This is a genomic window from Halalkalicoccus sp. CG83, from assembly GCF_037081715.1.
In the GTDB taxonomy this organism is placed as follows: Archaea; Halobacteriota; Halobacteria; order Halobacteriales; family Halalkalicoccaceae; genus Halalkalicoccus; species Halalkalicoccus ordinarius.
Window position 1 is genome coordinate 1,201,305 of the sequence record NZ_JAZDDH010000001.1, and the last position, 14,336, is coordinate 1,215,640.

At 68.0% G+C, this 14,336-nt stretch carries 17 protein-coding genes; 8 read left to right on the plus strand and 9 right to left on the minus strand.

The window, feature by feature from the left end; all coding sequences use genetic code 11:
• Positions 1 to 50: 50 nt before the first annotated feature.
• From V0Z78_RS06230 to V0Z78_RS06240, 3 genes are read left to right on the plus strand one after another with little or no spacing between them, the layout of a single operon-like run.
• Positions 51 to 998: a diacylglycerol/lipid kinase family protein gene (locus V0Z78_RS06230; protein ID WP_336343764.1), complete on the plus strand. Its 948-nt coding sequence runs from the start codon at positions 51 to 53 to the stop codon at positions 996 to 998.
• Positions 999 to 1,021: 23 nt separating this feature from the next.
• Positions 1,022 to 1,588, plus strand: a complete 567-nt coding sequence (locus V0Z78_RS06235) for an NUDIX hydrolase (RefSeq protein WP_336343765.1) — start codon at positions 1,022 to 1,024, stop codon at positions 1,586 to 1,588.
• Positions 1,589 to 1,622: 34 nt separating this feature from the next.
• A complete protein-coding gene (locus V0Z78_RS06240; protein ID WP_336343766.1) occupies positions 1,623 to 2,291 on the plus strand; it encodes an MBL fold metallo-hydrolase in 669 nt (222 codons plus the stop codon).
• A gap of 13 nt (positions 2,292 to 2,304) precedes the next feature.
• On the opposite strand, the gene V0Z78_RS06245 is transcribed toward V0Z78_RS06240, so the two are convergent.
• Positions 2,305 to 2,553 (minus strand): hypothetical protein, encoded by a 249-nt coding sequence (locus V0Z78_RS06245; RefSeq protein ID WP_336343767.1) that lies wholly within the window; start codon positions 2,551 to 2,553, stop codon positions 2,305 to 2,307.
• A gap of 3 nt (positions 2,554 to 2,556) precedes the next feature.
• On the minus strand, positions 2,557 to 3,582 hold the full coding sequence (locus tag V0Z78_RS06250) for a zinc-binding dehydrogenase (RefSeq protein ID WP_336343768.1): 1,026 nt from the start codon (positions 3,580 to 3,582) through the stop codon (positions 2,557 to 2,559).
• A gap of 78 nt (positions 3,583 to 3,660) precedes the next feature.
• Here V0Z78_RS06250 and V0Z78_RS06255 point away from each other — a divergent pair, with 78 nt between their 5' ends.
• On the plus strand, positions 3,661 to 4,287 hold the full coding sequence (locus V0Z78_RS06255) for a MogA/MoaB family molybdenum cofactor biosynthesis protein (RefSeq protein WP_336343769.1): 627 nt from the start codon (positions 3,661 to 3,663) through the stop codon (positions 4,285 to 4,287).
• Between the two features lie 95 nt (positions 4,288 to 4,382).
• Here V0Z78_RS06255 and V0Z78_RS06260 read toward each other — a convergent pair whose 3' ends face one another.
• Positions 4,383 to 4,700: a cupin domain-containing protein gene (locus V0Z78_RS06260; RefSeq protein ID WP_336343770.1), complete on the minus strand. Its 318-nt coding sequence runs from the start codon at positions 4,698 to 4,700 to the stop codon at positions 4,383 to 4,385.
• Between the two features lie 104 nt (positions 4,701 to 4,804).
• Between V0Z78_RS06260 and V0Z78_RS06265 the strand changes: the two genes are divergently transcribed.
• Complete coding sequence (locus tag V0Z78_RS06265) at positions 4,805 to 4,999, plus strand: cold-shock protein (RefSeq protein WP_336343771.1); 195 nt, start codon at positions 4,805 to 4,807, stop codon at positions 4,997 to 4,999.
• Between the two features lie 58 nt (positions 5,000 to 5,057).
• Here V0Z78_RS06265 and V0Z78_RS06270 read toward each other — a convergent pair whose 3' ends face one another.
• The 5 genes from V0Z78_RS06270 to V0Z78_RS06290 all read right to left on the minus strand — a co-directional run bounded on the left by V0Z78_RS06270 (position 5,058) and on the right by V0Z78_RS06290 (position 10,023).
• Complete coding sequence (locus tag V0Z78_RS06270) at positions 5,058 to 5,432, minus strand: DUF7126 family protein (RefSeq protein WP_336343772.1); 375 nt, start codon at positions 5,430 to 5,432, stop codon at positions 5,058 to 5,060.
• The gene (gene guaA, locus V0Z78_RS06275; RefSeq protein WP_336343773.1) at positions 5,429 to 6,346 is read right to left on the minus strand and encodes a glutamine-hydrolyzing GMP synthase; all 918 of its coding nucleotides are present in this window, start codon (positions 6,344 to 6,346) and stop codon (positions 5,429 to 5,431) included. The genes V0Z78_RS06270 and guaA overlap by 4 nt, the downstream gene beginning before the upstream one ends.
• Positions 6,346 to 7,989: a CTP synthase gene (locus V0Z78_RS06280; protein ID WP_336343774.1), complete on the minus strand. Its 1,644-nt coding sequence runs from the start codon at positions 7,987 to 7,989 to the stop codon at positions 6,346 to 6,348. Before V0Z78_RS06280 ends, guaA begins: the two co-directional genes overlap by 1 nt.
• Before the next feature lie 52 nt (positions 7,990 to 8,041).
• Positions 8,042 to 9,103, minus strand: a complete 1,062-nt coding sequence (locus V0Z78_RS06285; RefSeq protein WP_336343775.1) for a saccharopine dehydrogenase family protein — start codon at positions 9,101 to 9,103, stop codon at positions 8,042 to 8,044.
• Between the two features lie 212 nt (positions 9,104 to 9,315).
• Positions 9,316 to 10,023, minus strand: coding sequence for a class I SAM-dependent methyltransferase (locus V0Z78_RS06290; protein ID WP_336343776.1), 708 nt, complete (start codon positions 10,021 to 10,023; stop codon positions 9,316 to 9,318).
• Positions 10,024 to 10,218: 195 nt separating this feature from the next.
• Here V0Z78_RS06290 and V0Z78_RS06295 point away from each other — a divergent pair, with 195 nt between their 5' ends.
• Positions 10,219 to 11,433 carry a DUF418 domain-containing protein gene (locus V0Z78_RS06295; protein ID WP_336343777.1) on the plus strand — a complete coding sequence of 405 codons (1,215 nt, stop codon included), beginning with the start codon at positions 10,219 to 10,221 and terminating at the stop codon, positions 11,431 to 11,433.
• A gap of 123 nt (positions 11,434 to 11,556) precedes the next feature.
• Here V0Z78_RS06295 and V0Z78_RS06300 read toward each other — a convergent pair whose 3' ends face one another.
• Positions 11,557 to 12,150, minus strand: coding sequence for a CocE/NonD family hydrolase (locus V0Z78_RS06300; RefSeq protein WP_336343778.1), 594 nt, complete (start codon positions 12,148 to 12,150; stop codon positions 11,557 to 11,559).
• Positions 12,151 to 12,201: 51 nt separating this feature from the next.
• Here V0Z78_RS06300 and V0Z78_RS06305 point away from each other — a divergent pair, with 51 nt between their 5' ends.
• Both V0Z78_RS06305 and V0Z78_RS06310 read left to right on the plus strand, forming a co-directional pair.
• Positions 12,202 to 13,044: a PspA/IM30 family protein gene (locus tag V0Z78_RS06305; RefSeq protein ID WP_336343779.1), complete on the plus strand. Its 843-nt coding sequence runs from the start codon at positions 12,202 to 12,204 to the stop codon at positions 13,042 to 13,044.
• A 121-nt stretch (positions 13,045 to 13,165) separates the two neighbouring features.
• Complete coding sequence (locus V0Z78_RS06310) at positions 13,166 to 14,194, plus strand: hypothetical protein (RefSeq protein ID WP_336343780.1); 1,029 nt, start codon at positions 13,166 to 13,168, stop codon at positions 14,192 to 14,194.
• Positions 14,195 to 14,336: the final 142 nt, after the last annotated feature.

Below are 14,336 nucleotides of genomic sequence, written 5' to 3' on the forward strand. Positions count from 1 at the left end.
CCCGAGATACGGGCCGCCAACCCTTTGCGATTGCGCCGTCTATGCCGGCCATGACCGAGGACGTCGGGACGAGAGACTGTGTGCTCGTCGTCAATCCCCAGAGCGGCAACGGAAACCATATCGAGACCATCCGCGAACTCGCCGCGGAACACGGTTTCGAGGTCGCGGTCTCGGAGTCGGGCGACCACGCCGTCTCGCTCGCCCGCGAGGCGGCCGAGAGCGGCGCGACGCGAATCGGCGCCTGCGGCGGCGACGGCACGATAAACCAGGTCGTCCGCGGGATCGACGCCGCCGACGCGTTCGACGAGGTGACGTTCGGCGTCGTCCCCGCGGGGACGGGTAACAACTTCGCGGGCAACGTCGGCGTCGAGAGCATCGAACACGGCATCGAGCTGCTCGCCGAGGGGGAGACACGCACGATCGACCTCGGCACCGCCGGTGACGAACTGTTCGTCAACTCCTGTATCTGCGGGCTGACCGCCAACGCCAGCGGGGAGACCTCCTCGGACCTGAAAGACCGCTTCGGTCCGCTCGCCTACGTCTTCAAGACGATCGAGACGATGACGGAGTTCGAGGCGATTCCGCTTCACGTCCACGCCGAGGACGAGGGGGCCCTCTGGGACGGCGACGCGGTGTTCGTACTCATCGGCAACGCCCGGTCGTTCCCGGCCGGCGGGGACGGACAGGGGGACGCCGAGGACGGCCTGCTCGAGGTGACCATCGTCGAGGACGTCCCCACGAACCAGCTGCTGCGCGACGCGACCGTCAGCCACCTACTCGGCGGGGAGACCGCGAGCATCTCCCGGCTGCGGACCCCCTCGCTGACGGTCGACGTCCGGCGAGAGGAGCCGGTCTCGTTCAGCTTCGACGGCGAGATGGCGTCGTTTCAGTCGCTCTCCTGTCGCGTCCGACCCCGAACGCTCTCGGTCCGCGTCGGCGAGGGGTATCGAACCGAGTCCGACGCCGACGCCGACGACGCGGAGTCGAAGAGCGTTTGACCCCACCCCCCGATACCGGGGATATGAGTACCCAGGAGACGGCCGGGGACGCGACGCACGACAACGCCCGCCAGGAGGTCATCGCGGTCGACGCCGACGACGAGGAACAGGGAGTGGTCAACCGTCTCGACGCCCACACCGGCGACGGCGTCCGCCACCGCGCGTTCACCGCGCTGCTGTTCGACCACGACGGGCGCATCCTGCTGGCCCAGCGAAGCCCCGAGAAGCGCCTGTGGGACACCCACTGGGACGGCACCGTCGCCTCGCATCCCGTTCAGGGACAGAGCCAGGAGGAGGCCACCCGCGAGCGCCTCGAGGAGGAACTCGGGGTCAAGCCCACCCAGTACACCGATCTGCGGGTGACCGACAAGTTCGAGTACAAACGCTACTACCCCAACGAGGGCGTCGAACACGAGGTGTGCTCCGTGCTCAAGTGCACGCTCGACGATACGGCGCTCGACCCCGACGAGGCGGAGGTCGGCGGTCTGCTGTGGGTGCCCTACGAACGGCTCTACGAACATCCGAAGTGGTACCGCCAGCTCCGGCTCTGTCCCTGGTTCGAGATCGCGATGCGTCGTGACTTCGACTGAGGGTCTTTTTTGCCCCGGCGACCCAATCGCCCGTATGACACGAGACGGCCGCGGTCGAGTCTACCGGCTGGTCGACGGCCCCGCCAACGTCTATCTGGTCGATGACGGCGAGCTGACGCTCGTCGACGGCGGCGTCCCGAAGGACGCGAAACGGATCCGCGACGGCATCCGCGCGCTCGGGTTCGCGGTCGCCGAGGTCGACCGCGTCCTCCTGACCCACTACGACTACGACCACGTCGGCGCGCTCGCCTCGCTGGGGCTCTCCGCCCCGGTCTACGCCGGCGAGCCCGACGCGACCTACCTGGTGGGGGCCGCGGAGCCGCCGCTCGTCAACCGGAAGGGGCTGCTCCAGCGTGCGCTCGGCCGGTCGCTCGATCATCCCGATCTCTACGCCTACCCGGTCGCCGACGGCGACCGGATCGGCGGGTTCGTCGCCCACCACACGCCCGGCCACACGGCCGGCCACATGGCGTACTTCCACGAGGACAGCGGCGTCGCCTTCCTCGGCGACTGCGTTCGAAGCAAGGGTGGCACCCTCCACCCGATGCCGTCGGTCCTCTGTGCGGACGCCGAGGAGAACGCCCGGAGCATCCGGAAGCTCGAGGAACGGCTTCCGACGTTCGACGTCGCTGCACCGGGCCACGGCGATCCGATCACGGCGGATGTGAGCGGCGTCCTCACCCGGCTCGCGGCGGAGTCGTGAGCGGGGGTCCCGACTACGGCCGGACGGTCGCCCACACCGCGACGATCCCCAGGAGGACCGCGGGCGCGAGCGGCAACAGCAAGTAGGCGACGAAGAACGGCAACGCCTCCGGCGGGTGAAAGAGGATGATCGCCGGTGCGACGACGAAGGCGAGGACGACGGTGGCGACGAGCGTCCACCCGCGCCAGTCGAACTCCCGGTCGGCCGGTGCGGTCCGTTCGTTGACCCCCGGCTCGTAGACGTAGCCCTCGTCGTCGCTCATCGGCTACAGTTCACTGTCCGGAACCACAACTACCTTTCCAAAGTCCTCGCGTTCCTCGATGATCTCGTGGGCGCGGGCGGCCTCGCTCATCGGCAGCACCTCGCTGATCTCCGGCTGGAAGGTACCGTCCCAGACGAGTTCGAGCACCTCCTCGGTCTGCTCGGGCGTGGCCATCGTCGAGCCGATCACCGAGAGCTGGTTCCAGAACATCCGGTTGAGGCCGGCGTCGGGGTTCGGTCCCGTGGTCGCCCCGCAGGTGACGATGCGTCCGCCCTTCGAGAGGCTCTTCAGCGACTCGTCCCACGTCTGGGCGCCGACGTGGTCGACCACCATGTCGACGCCGGCGCCGTCGGTCTCCTCGCGGATCGCCCTCGAGAAGTCCTTCTCCTCGTAGTTGATCGTGTGATCGGCGCCGATCTCCCTCGCGTACTCGAGCTTCTCCTCGCTGCTCGCGGTGGCGTAGACGGTCGCGCCGGCGTGGTTCGCGACCTGTACCGCGGCGTGACCCACGCCGCCGGAGGCGCCGAGGACGAGCACGTCCTCGCCGGCCTTGAGGTCGCCACGGTGGATCAGCATCCGCCAGGCGGTCTGGAAGACCAGCGGCGCGGCCGCCGCGACCTCCCAGTCGACGTCCTCGGGGACGGGGACGAGGTTGGCCTCGGGGATCGCGGCGTACTCGCTGTGGACGCCGCGGACGTGCTCGCCGATGATGTGGAAGTTCGGATCGAGCGTCGGGTCGTCCATGCGTTCGTCGCCGACGCCAGCCGAGAGCGCCACGCGGTCGCCCGGCGAAAAGCGGGTGACGTCCTCGCCGACCTCCTCGACGACGCCCGCACAGTCGCTGCCAGGGATATGAGGCATCTCGAGGTCGATCCCCGGCAGCCCCTTTCGCGTCCAGATGTCGAGGTGGTTCAGTGCGCCGGCCTTGACGTCGACCAGCACCTCGTCGCGGTCGGGTTCGGGATCGGGGAACTCGCCGTACTCGATGACCTCGCGTCCGCCGTGCTCCGCGAACTGGACTGCGTCCATGTCCCTGGCAACGACCACCGCGTGGAAAACTGTACTGGTGGCGGGCGTTTTAGACGATAGGGCTCGAACGGATCGGACATGGGGGAGAACGCCCGCCACGACGATTCGAAGGACGACCAGACGCATCAACGCCACCCGGATTCCGATGACGATCACGATCACGGGAACGATCACGAGCACGGCCCCGGTCACGACCACCACGACTTCGACCTCGAGAATCCGGGAGCCGCGGTCGTCACCGTCTCCTCGTCGCGGTCGCTCGACGACGACCCGTCGGGCGACGCGATCCGCGACGCCCTCGAGGAGAGCGGGTTCGAGCTCGCGACCCGCGAACTCGTCAACGACGACTTCGATACGATCCAGCACATCGTCAACAGGCTGACCGATCGCGACGACGTCGACGTCGTCGTCACGACCGGCGGGACGGGCGTCACGCCCGACGACGTCACCGTCGAGGCGGTCCAGCCGCTGATCAGCAAGACCCTTCCGGGTTTCGGCGAGCTGTTTCGCACCCTCTCCTACGAGGAAGTCGGCACCCGAGTCGTCGGCACGCGGGCGGTCGCGGGGGTCGTTGAGAGCGTTCCCGTGTTCTGTCTGCCCGGCAGCGAGAACGCCGCCCGCCTCGGCTGCGAGGAGATCATCGTCGAGGAGGCACCCCACCTCATCGGGCTCGCCGCACGCGACTCGGACTCCTCGGAGGAGTAGGCCGCGCTCGTCCGTCCACGGCCGGACGGCTCGACGGTTCGGCGACCGTACACGTCCGTGGTGAGGAGGTCGACCGACGCCGTCGATCGGATCGGCTACGACGGCAGCGGACAGAGGCTCGCGGTGAACACCGCCACCTCGTCGGTGTCGTTTCGCGCGCCGTGGGCGACGCCGCGCTCGTGGAGGACGACGCCCGGCGCGTCGATCGTCTCCTCCTCGCCGTTCTGGATCACGGTCACCCGCCCCTCCAGCACGTGGAAGACGTTGGTCGAGTCGGCGTGTTCGTGGGGCGAGAGCTCCGCGCCGGGGCCGAGCGCGAACGCCTTTACCAGGACGTCCTCCTCCGCCACCAGCTCCTCGGTGCGCACCTCGCCCTCGTCGAGATCGAGGTCCGGATAGCGATCGAGCGTCATACCCGGGTCGACGCGGGCGACGAACAAAACGCTCGGGGTCCGACGGTCGTGGTAGTACGAGTCTCGGAAGGGTTATCCGTGCAGGGGCGTTTGGTTCAGTTGCAATGGCGAAAGGCAAGGTCGACTTCTTCAACGACACTGGCGGCTACGGATTTATCGAGACTGAGGACGCGGATGACGACGTTTTCTTCCACATGGAAGACGTCGGCGGCCCGGACCTCGAGGAAGGACAGGAAGTGGAGTTCGACATCGATCAGGCCCCCAAGGGCCCCCGAGCGACGAACCTCACCCGGCTGTAAAGCCGAACTACGTTTCTCCGTTTTTCACGCCCGACCAGCGACGGCTCGGTTCCGACGCTCAGTCGACGAGCGCGTCGGCGACGGCCTCGGGGCCGACCAGGTCGGGGCCGACGATCAGATCGGCCAGCGGCCGGGCGAACTCCGGCAGCGAGTCGGGCGCGTAGACGACGATCCGCAGCCGTTCGTTTCGTTCGCGAGCCACGGGGATCGAGGTCGCCTGTACGACGTCGGTGATCAGGTAGACCTCGGCGTCGTCGATCCCGGCCTCCTCGAGCGCCTCCCGGTCCGCCAGTCCGTCGATGCAGGCGACCTCGAACCCCTCCGCTTGGAGAGCGTCGCCGAGGGCGTCCGCGTCGTCGACGGAGTCCTCCGATTTCGACTGATCGGCCGAACTCCGTTCGGTGACGTCGCCGGCGATGACGGCACGGCTCATTCGTACTCGATGGTCGCGGGCGGTTTGTGCGTGACGTCGTAGACGACCCGCGCGACGTTCTCGTTCTCCCCCGTGATCCGGCTCTGGATGCGCTGGAGGGTCCCCCAGTCGAGCTCCTGGGCGCGGGCGGTCATGCCGTCGCGCGATTCGACGCTTCGAACGGCGACCACCCAGCCGTGGACGCGGTTGTCGCCCTTCACGCCCGTCGCCTTTCCGATGACGGCGGCGAGCGCCTGCCAGGGTTCGTGCTCCTCGAGTTCGTCCTCGACGACGTGACACGCCTCGCGCGCGACCTCCAGCTTCTCCTTCGTGACCTCGCCGATGACGCGTACCGCGAGGCCCGGTCCGGGGAACGGCATCCGTTCGGCGACGACCTCCTCGAGGTCGAGCTCGCGGGCCACCTCGCGAACCTCGTCCTTGTAGAGGTCGCGAACGGGCTCGACGATCCCCTCGAAGTCGATTCTCTCAGGGAGGCCGCCGACGTTGTGATGGGACTTGATCCCGCCCTCGCTCTCGATGCGGTCGGGGTAGATCGTCCCCTGGACGAGGTAGTCGGCGTCAGCCTCGCGCGCCTCGCGCTCGAACTCGCGGATGAACGACTCGCCGATGACCGACCGTTTCTCCTCGGGGTCCGTCACGCCCGAGAGCGCCTCCAGAAACCGCTCCTCGGCGTCGACCACTCGAAGCGACTCCATGTAGGAGAACGTCTCGCGGAGTGCCTCGGTCTCGCCCTTTCGCATCAGTCCGGTGTCGACGTAGACGGGCGTGAGCCGCTCTCCGAGCGCCTCGTAGGCCAGCGCCGCCGCGACCGACGAGTCGACGCCGCCCGAGAGCGCGATCACCGCGTTCGCGTCGCCGACCTCCCGCTCGATCTCCGCGATCGCCTCCTCGACGAACGATTCGGGATCGACCATCAGGCTTCGACCTCCGGAGCGGTCCGCTCGAGCACGGCGTCGACGAACCCGACGAACGGCGGGCTCGCGCGGCCCGGACGCGATCGGAACTCGGGGTGGAACTGCGTCCCGAGGAAGTAGGGGTGGTCGTCGAGTTCGAGGATCTCCATGCGGTTTCCGGCCCGGCCGGAGAACGTCATTCCCTCGCTCTCGAGCTCAGCGATGTACTCGGGGTTGACCTCGTAGCGGTGTCGGTGGCGCTCGGTGCAGGCGCTCGCGCCGCCGTAGACGTCGCTCGCGAGCGTTCCCGCCTCGATCTGGGTGTCGTGTGCGCCCAGGCGCATCGTGCCGCCCATGTCGGCCGTCTCGTACTGTTCCGGCAGCAGGTCGATCACGGGGTGGGTCGTATCGGATTCGATCTCCGTCGAGTGTGCACCCTCGAGCCCGCAGACGTGGCGGGCGTAGTCGACGACCGCCATCTGGAATCCCAGACAGAGCCCGAGGAACGGGACCGACTCCTCGCGGGCGTAACGGATCGCCTCGATCTTCCCCCGCGTTCCCCGGGAGCCGAACCCGCCGGGGACGACGACGCCGTCGGCCTCACGGAGGCGCTCCTCGTGGGCGGCGGCCATCTCGTCGGAGTCGACCCAGTGGACGTTCACCTCGACGTTTCGCTCGAGACCCGCGTGTTTCAGCGCCTCGTGGATCGAGATGTAGGCGTCCTCGAGGGCGTACTTGCCGACGAGCGCGACGTCGATCTCGTGATCGGCCGTCTGGGTGACGAGCTCGCGCCACTCGTTCTTCCGTTCGCCCTCGGGGAGGGCCTCTCCCGCGAGGCCGAGGCGCTCCATCACGTACTCGTCGAGCCCCTCCTCCTCGACCATCAGCGGGACCTGGTAGATGTCCGCGACGTCGGGGTTCGAGAACACCGCCTCGGTGGGGACGTCGCCGAACAGCGCGATCTTCTCCTTGGTCTCGGGCTCGAGGTGATCGTCGGCACGCCCGACGACGATGTCGGGCTGGAGGCCGATCGACCGGAGCTCCTTGACGCTGTGCTGGGTGGGTTTGGTCTTCTGCTCGCCGTTCTTCGAGTAGGGGACGAGGGTGACGTGTGTGAAGAGGATGTCCCCCTCGTCCTGTTCGTGGGCGAACTGGCGAAGCGCCTCGAGATAGGGCATCCCCTCGATGTCGCCGACGGTGCCGCCGACCTCGACGATGCAGACGTCAGTGCCCTCGGCGGCCTCGCGCACCCGCCGCTTGATGTCGTCGGTGACGTGGGGGATGATCTGGACCGTCTTGCCGAGGTAGTCGCCCGCGCGCTCCTTCTCGATGACGTTCTTGTAGACCTTCCCCGTGGTGACGTTGTGATCGAACGTCATGTCGATGTCGAGGAAGCGCTCGTAGTTGCCCAGGTCGAGGTCGACCTCGCCGCCGTCCTTCAGCACGTAGACCTCGCCGTGTTGGTAGGGGTTCATCGTTCCGGCGTCGACGTTCAGGTAGGGGTCGATCTTCACCGCGGTGACGTCGAACCCGGCGTTCTTCAACAGACGGCCGGTGCTCGCGGCGGTGATCCCCTTACCGAGGCCGCTCATCACACCCCCGGTGACGAAGATGAACTTGCGTCCGAGAGAAGGGTCGTAGTCGGTCTCCGGTTCGGTCGGCATACTGACCCTGCGCGCAGGGAGCAAAAAACGATTTCGGAGGCCGTCGCTCGGGCTACGAGGTCTCCTCGTCGAGGAACCCCTCGGCCTCGTCGATCCCGAGGACGAACCCCGGGCCGAACTCCCCGGCGGGCGTCCGGTAGCCCGGGGCGGTCTCGCCGTCGAGCACCCGTTCGGTCACCGCGAGCGCACACGCGCCGGTGACGACGTACGGGTCGCTCATGCGGAGTCGCGAGACGGCCCGTTCTCCGTCCTCGGTACGGGCCTCGCCCCAGAAGTAGCTCGAGCCCCGCTCGCGTGCGCGCTTCGAGGGTCCCTCGCGGGCGACCTGCGCGACCCCTTTCAGCGTCTCACGGACCGGCTCCGCGGCGAGCAGCGGGGCGACGAACCGGTGAGCCCGGAGCAGGAGCCGCGTCGGCGGCGGCGCGAAGACGTACGTCTCGACGTTCGGGACGCCCGTCGTGTAGTAGCTCGTCGAAACGTCGCCGAGCGGCATCGTCACGGCCGGGCGCTCGCCCCGCCCGAAGTCGATCCGCCGGGACTTCCAGCCCGCGGGGACGTACTCGAGGCGCCCCTCGTTACGAACCGCCCCGCCGTCCTCGAGCCCCTCGAGCAGCGTCGTGATCGAACCCACGGAGGGCGGGCGGAACGTCTCCGCCCCGAGCGCGAGATGCGTCGCCTCGGGGAGACGTTCGACGAGGTGGGCGGCCAGGCAGTCCATCGGCACCGACGAGAGGCCGGCCGCTGGTAGGAGGGTGATCCCGGCCTCCTCGGCCTCCTCGCTTCGGCGTCCCACTCGCTCGATGACGGGGATCTCGCCGGTGATGTCGACGTAGTCCGTCCGGCTCCGTATGCAGGCCTCGACGAGCTCGTCCGCCGTGTTGGAGAACGGGCCGGCGCAGTTGAGCACGCAGTCGACGTCGTCGAGCTCCTCTGCGACGGCCGCGGGCTCCGAGAGTCCGAACCGTCGGCTCTCGAGGCCGAGTTCGTTCGCCTGCTCCGAGAGCGCCCCGCCGTCGCGACCGGCGAGGATCGGCTCCATCCCCCGGTCGAACGCCTCCTCGCTCATCAGCCGCCCGTTGTAGCCGTACGACCCGTAGATCAGCAGTTCCGCCATGCACGTCGGTTCGGCAGTCCGGTGGTTAAACGGCGTGCCGGCAGACGCGCCGTCCTCCCCGGCTACTGTTCGACCGTCGGTCGGTGGGCTCGTCGTGCCCGTCGAACGGGGAGACAGGGGAGAGCCCGATGGCGGAGACGTGACGCGTTCGACACGCACCGACCGAAGTGCCATTGAGTGCCGGGGTCGTCCTCCCCCGCTATGGGTGAGTCCTAACGAGTCGTCGTGAGATGCGCGCGGGCGGCATCGACTAGCGACTCCCGCGAGGGACGGGCCTCGATCAGCGTGATGATCCCGAGGGCGTGGGTACTGGCCTCGCGTACGGACAACCCGGCACGCAGGACGAGTTCCAACGGCCTCTGGTTCCACCGACAGCCGGCCGTCGAGTAGTGGGCGTCGGCGTACCAGTCCTGAAAGCGCGCGAGCGGCCCGACGTCGCTTCGACCGTGTTCGAGCAGCAGGATCCGTCCGCCGGGTTTACACACCCTGTCCATCTCCTTTAGCGCCGCCGCCGGGTCGGGAAACGTACAGGTCGAGAGCGACGAGATCACGGTGTCGAAACCGTCGTCCTCGAACTCGAGCGCCTGTGCGTCCATCTCCCGGAGGGTTCCGTCCACCTCGAGTCGATCGAGCCGGTCCCGTGCCCTCGCCAGCATCTCCGGGCTGACGTCGATCCCGACGAGGTCGACCGTGGACGGGAGGTATCGGAAGTTCACGCCCGTCCCGCAGGCGACGTCGAGGACGCGTCCCTCCGCGCTCTCGAACAGCCGGCGGCGATATCGGCCGGTCAGCCGCCGGTCGAGCCAGTCGAGCCGATCCATCCAGGGTGCACACTCCGCGTACGACGCGCGGATCTCCTCGATCGACATCGGTCGACGTCCGGCCGGGTCGCGGACGTCCTCGTTCGAGTGGGAAGCCATACCACGGGGTTGGGACTCGAGAACGATAGTTCTCCAGGGACGAGAGCCACCGATGAACGAACGCTCGCCGGCGTCCGGCCGGGACCGCGATCGGAAGGCGACACGCCTTTCGTGGCCGCTCCGCACGGCATAAGCGATGACTCATGGAGACCGGACGGGCAATCCAGTACGAGATCCCGACCCGGAGCCCGAGCGATGAGTGACGGCGACGGACCGACGTCGCCGTCCGACCGCATCGTCGGGCTCGACGCGCTTCGGGGGTTCGCGCTGCTGGGAATCCTGGTGATCAACGTCCGGGCGTTCTCGATGCCCGAGGTGGTCCTGAGCAACCCGACGGCGTTCGGCGATCTGACCGGGGCGAACTACTGGGTCTGGCTGGTCGGACACGTCCTCGTCGAGGGGAAGTTCATCACGCTCTTTACGTTCCTGTTCGGCGGCGGGGTCGTGCTGTTCACCCGCAGCGCCGAGCGGAAGGGGCGCTCCGCGCTCGACTCGTACTTCCGGCGTTCGGGCTGGCTGGTCGCCTTCGGCCTCGCGCACGCCTATCTGCTGTGGTACGGCGACATCCTCGTCGCCTACGGCCTCTGCGCGTTCGTCGTCGTCTTCCTGCGAGGCTACGCGCCGCGGACGCTGGCACTGATCGGTCTCGCCCTGCTGGCGGTCCCCTCCGTCATCGAGGTACTGGTGGGACTGGCCGTGGACCCGAGCGCGCTCGCAAGCACGTGGCACCCCTCCGAGGCGGCCCTCCGAAGCGAGATCGAGGCGTACCGCGGCGGCTGGCTCGAGCAGATGGACCACCGGGTTCCGACGTCGTTCGGACGACAGACGTCGGGCTTCCTCGGCTACACCGCCTGGCGCGTGAGCGGCTCGATGCTCCTGGGAATGGCGCTGTTCAAGCGGGGCGTGCTGACCAACGACCGTTCGTCGCGGTTCTACCGCCGGCTGATCGCGATCGGGGCGACGAGCGGGCTCGCCGCCGTCCTCGCCGGCGTCCTGTACGTCGAGGCGAACGACTGGGGCGCCGGCACGGCGCTGTTCTGGCGGCAGTTCAACTACTGGGGGAGCTTCCCCCTCGCCGGCGCGTACGTCGGGCTGGTGATGCTCTACTGCCGGTGGCGCCCCGAGGGGGCCGCGACCCGGGCGCTCGCCGCCGTCGGGCGGACCGCCTTCAGCAACTACGTCCTGCAGACGGTGCTCGCGACGTCGATCTTCTACGGCCACGGACTCGGCCTGTTCGCCCGGGTGAGCCGGGTCGAGGCGTTCGCGGTCGTCGTGGCGATCTGGGCGGTGCAGATCCCGCTGTCGGTGCTCTGGCTGCGCTATTTCCGGTTCGGTCCCCTGGAGTGGCTCTGGCGCGTGCTCACCTACGGATCGCGCCAACCCCTCCGCATCGACCGCTCCGAGAAGTGAGGTGGTGGACGTGACCCGTTGGTCGGTTCCGATCGTTCCGCGGCGGCAATGGTCCCGTCCGTGGACGCCGGAGCCGCTCTCCGGGCGGGAGCCGGGTGTTGCTCGATCCGACCGACGCATCGCTCAGAACCGTTCGGCGAAGAACTCGGCCACCGATGCGGCGATCCGGTCGTGTTTACCGAGGAAGAAGTGGTCCGCGGGGAGTTCTTCGACGCGCGCGCCCGCCTCGCGCGCGGCCTCGACGACCGGCCTCCAGTCGACGGTCGTATCACGGGCACCGTAGAGCACCTGTAGCGGGGCGTCCAGTTCGGCGACGGCGCCCGCCGCATCCAGGTCCCCGTCGCCCAGGCTGGCGGCGGGGGCGAGCACGGACACGCCGCCGAGCGGCTCCTCGACGCTCGCTGCGGCCAGTAGCGCGACCGCCGCGCCGAAGCTGTAGCCGAAGACGCCCACCCGATCGTAGCGCTCCGCGGTCCAGCGGATCGCGTTGCGCGCGTCCTCGCGCTCGCCGTAGCCCTCGTCCCATTCCCCGTAGTCGAAGCGGAGACAGGCGACCCCCTCGTCCGAGAGCGCCCCGCCCACCGCCGTCAGCCTGGGGTCGCCGCGGTGGCCGCGCTGTCGGGGATGGGGCGGGCAGGCGACGACGATCGATTCGGCCTCCTCGCCGTCGAGGGTCGCGCGGACGTCCCTCGCCCCCGGTACCGCCACGTCGGTCATGGTTCCCGTTCGTCGGTGACGTTTTTAAGGACTCGGCCGCAAACGGATGCCATGGGAGTACTCTCGCGGATGTCGTACGTCATCCGGTCGAAGATCAACGCAATGCTCAACCGGAGCGAGGATCCCCGGGAGACGCTCGACTACTCGTACGAGCAGATGCGCGATCGACTGCAGGACGTAAAACAGGGGATCGCGGACCTCACCACGCAGAAGAAGCGCCTCGAGATGCAGAAGCGCCGCCTCGAGGAGAACGTCGAGAAACACAACGAGCAGGCCCGCGAGGCGGTGCGCCAGGACCGTGACGACCTCGCGCGCCAGGCGCTCGAGAAGAAGAAGTCGAAGATGAGCCAGATCGAGCAGCTCGAGGACCAGATCGCGGACCTCCAGAACAAACAGGACAAGCTCGTCGACCAGAAGGACCAGCTCCAGAGCCGCATCGAGCAGTTCCGCACGAAGAAGGAGACGATGAAGGCCCAGTACGAGGCCAGCGAGGCGAGCGTCCGCGTCTCGGAGGCGATGACCGGCGCGGGCGACGAGATGGCCGACGTCTCGCGCGCGATCGAGCGCGCCGAGGAGGAGACCGAGGAGATGGAGGCGCGCTCGGCCGCGATGGACGAGCTCCAGGACACCGGCGCGTTCGACGACGCGCTCTCGGACGAGGACAGCATCGACCGCGAGCTCGCCGCCGGGCGGACCGACAGCGAGGTCGAGGCCGAGCTCGACACGCTGAAGGGCGAGATGGGCAAGGAGACCACGAGCGCGAGCGTCGAGGAGGACGACGAAGAGGAGCTCGAAGCCGACGTCGAGGCCGCCGCGGAGGTCGACGTCGACGAGGAGCTCGAGGCCGGCGAGATCGACGAGGAACTCGAGGACATCCGCGACGAACAGTCGTAGCGTGTAGCGTCCTTTCGAGAAATGCCGCCGAATCAACGTCCTCATAGATCCACGGACGTGTGATCAGGGTGTACCGAACGCGTAGTGATCGACGGATCGCGGTGCGACTTCGATAGACAGAATGAGCCAGTCGGACGAGCTAACACAACCGGCGGATACGATGCGCGAGCGCACCGGCGAGAGCGCGGTGAAGATGTGGTTTCTGATCACCGCGAACCGGTGGATCGTCACCGGCGTCCTCTCGCTTGCGATGTTCGGGATCTTCGTCCTGTTGAACGTCGCCGGCCCGAGCAACGTCCAGCGCATCCTGGGACCGCAGTCGGTCGGAAACGTCTTCGGGTCGGTGATCATCGCCGTCGTCACCGGCGTCTCGCTCATCCTGGCCATCGCCCAGCTGGTGCTCTCCGAACAGATGGGGCCGCTCGGCGAGAAGCGCGACGAGATGCGCAACCAGATCGAGTTCCGTGACAACGTCGAGAAGCGGATCGACGACGACGTGAGTCCGGCCGCTCCCTCGGCGTTCCTTCGAACGCTCATCGGAGCGGTAAGTTCGCAGGCACGGACGCTCAGGGCGGTCGTCGAGGACAACGGCACCGACGCCCCCGCGCTCGTCGACTATGCGGACTCCCTCATCGATCATGGAGAGACGGTCGGCGAAGAGCTGGAGAACACGACCTTCGGCTCCTTCGAGGTGATCATGCCCGTCCTGAACTACAACTACTCGTGGAAGATCGTCGCCGGTCGACGGCTCCAGGCGGAGTACGCCGAGTCGATCACCGAGGAGGCCGCGGACGCGCTCGAGGGACTGATCGGCTCGCTGCGCTTTTTCGCCCCGGCGCGTGAGTACTTCAAGATGTTGTACTTCCAGTGGGAGATCAACAACATCGCGCGGGGCGTGCTGTACGCCTCGATCCCCTCGCTCGCGATCGCCGCCTACATGATCCTCGCGTTCGATCCGAATCAAGTCACGGGGTACACGCTCACGCTGCACGACCGATATCTCTTCGTCGGTCTCGTATACACCGTTGCGCTCCTACCGTTTACCGTCGTGCTGGCGTACATCCTCAGGATCGTCACCGTCACGAAACGGACGCTCGCGATCGGACCGTTCATCCTCCGGGAGACCCAGCGCGAGAGCGGGTTCGACTAAACGCTCGCGAGTACCTCCGGTCGTCTCGGCATCCGGGTCGGGGTCGCCCCGTCCCAGTGTATCCCTCCATCGGTCCGTTCACCACGCGATCGATCCTGCCGCCGAGCGGCGGGAGAGCGGACGAGCCGTCGCGAGGAACGGT

What these genes read in the sequence shown, in the direction of transcription:
- V0Z78_RS06300 (WP_336343778.1), bottom strand. Translation starts at nt 12,150, where the DNA reads ATGACCGACGTGGCGGTACCGGGGGCGAGGGACGTCCGCGCGACCCTC.
- V0Z78_RS06290 (WP_336343776.1), bottom strand. Translation starts at nt 10,023, where the DNA reads ATGGCTTCCCACTCGAACGAGGACGTCCGCGACCCGGCCGGACGTCGA.
- V0Z78_RS06270 (WP_336343772.1), bottom strand. Translation starts at nt 5,432, where the DNA reads ATGAGCCGTGCCGTCATCGCCGGCGACGTCACCGAACGGAGTTCGGCC.
- guaA (WP_336343773.1), bottom strand. Translation starts at nt 6,346, where the DNA reads ATGGTCGATCCCGAATCGTTCGTCGAGGAGGCGATCGCGGAGATCGAG.
- V0Z78_RS06230 (WP_336343764.1), top strand. Translation starts at nt 51, where the DNA reads ATGACCGAGGACGTCGGGACGAGAGACTGTGTGCTCGTCGTCAATCCC.
- V0Z78_RS06235 (WP_336343765.1), top strand. Translation starts at nt 1,022, where the DNA reads ATGAGTACCCAGGAGACGGCCGGGGACGCGACGCACGACAACGCCCGC.
- V0Z78_RS06255 (WP_336343769.1), top strand. Translation starts at nt 3,661, where the DNA reads ATGGGGGAGAACGCCCGCCACGACGATTCGAAGGACGACCAGACGCAT.
- V0Z78_RS06250 (WP_336343768.1), bottom strand. Translation starts at nt 3,582, where the DNA reads ATGGACGCAGTCCAGTTCGCGGAGCACGGCGGACGCGAGGTCATCGAG.
- V0Z78_RS06265 (WP_336343771.1), top strand. Translation starts at nt 4,805, where the DNA reads ATGGCGAAAGGCAAGGTCGACTTCTTCAACGACACTGGCGGCTACGGA.
- V0Z78_RS06240 (WP_336343766.1), top strand. Translation starts at nt 1,623, where the DNA reads ATGACACGAGACGGCCGCGGTCGAGTCTACCGGCTGGTCGACGGCCCC.
- V0Z78_RS06285 (WP_336343775.1), bottom strand. Translation starts at nt 9,103, where the DNA reads ATGGCGGAACTGCTGATCTACGGGTCGTACGGCTACAACGGGCGGCTG.
- V0Z78_RS06310 (WP_336343780.1), top strand. Translation starts at nt 13,166, where the DNA reads ATGAGCCAGTCGGACGAGCTAACACAACCGGCGGATACGATGCGCGAG.
- V0Z78_RS06245 (WP_336343767.1), bottom strand. Translation starts at nt 2,553, where the DNA reads ATGAGCGACGACGAGGGCTACGTCTACGAGCCGGGGGTCAACGAACGG.
- V0Z78_RS06260 (WP_336343770.1), bottom strand. Translation starts at nt 4,700, where the DNA reads ATGACGCTCGATCGCTATCCGGACCTCGATCTCGACGAGGGCGAGGTG.
- V0Z78_RS06280 (WP_336343774.1), bottom strand. Translation starts at nt 7,989, where the DNA reads ATGCCGACCGAACCGGAGACCGACTACGACCCTTCTCTCGGACGCAAG.
- V0Z78_RS06295 (WP_336343777.1), top strand. Translation starts at nt 10,219, where the DNA reads ATGAGTGACGGCGACGGACCGACGTCGCCGTCCGACCGCATCGTCGGG.
- V0Z78_RS06305 (WP_336343779.1), top strand. Translation starts at nt 12,202, where the DNA reads ATGGGAGTACTCTCGCGGATGTCGTACGTCATCCGGTCGAAGATCAAC.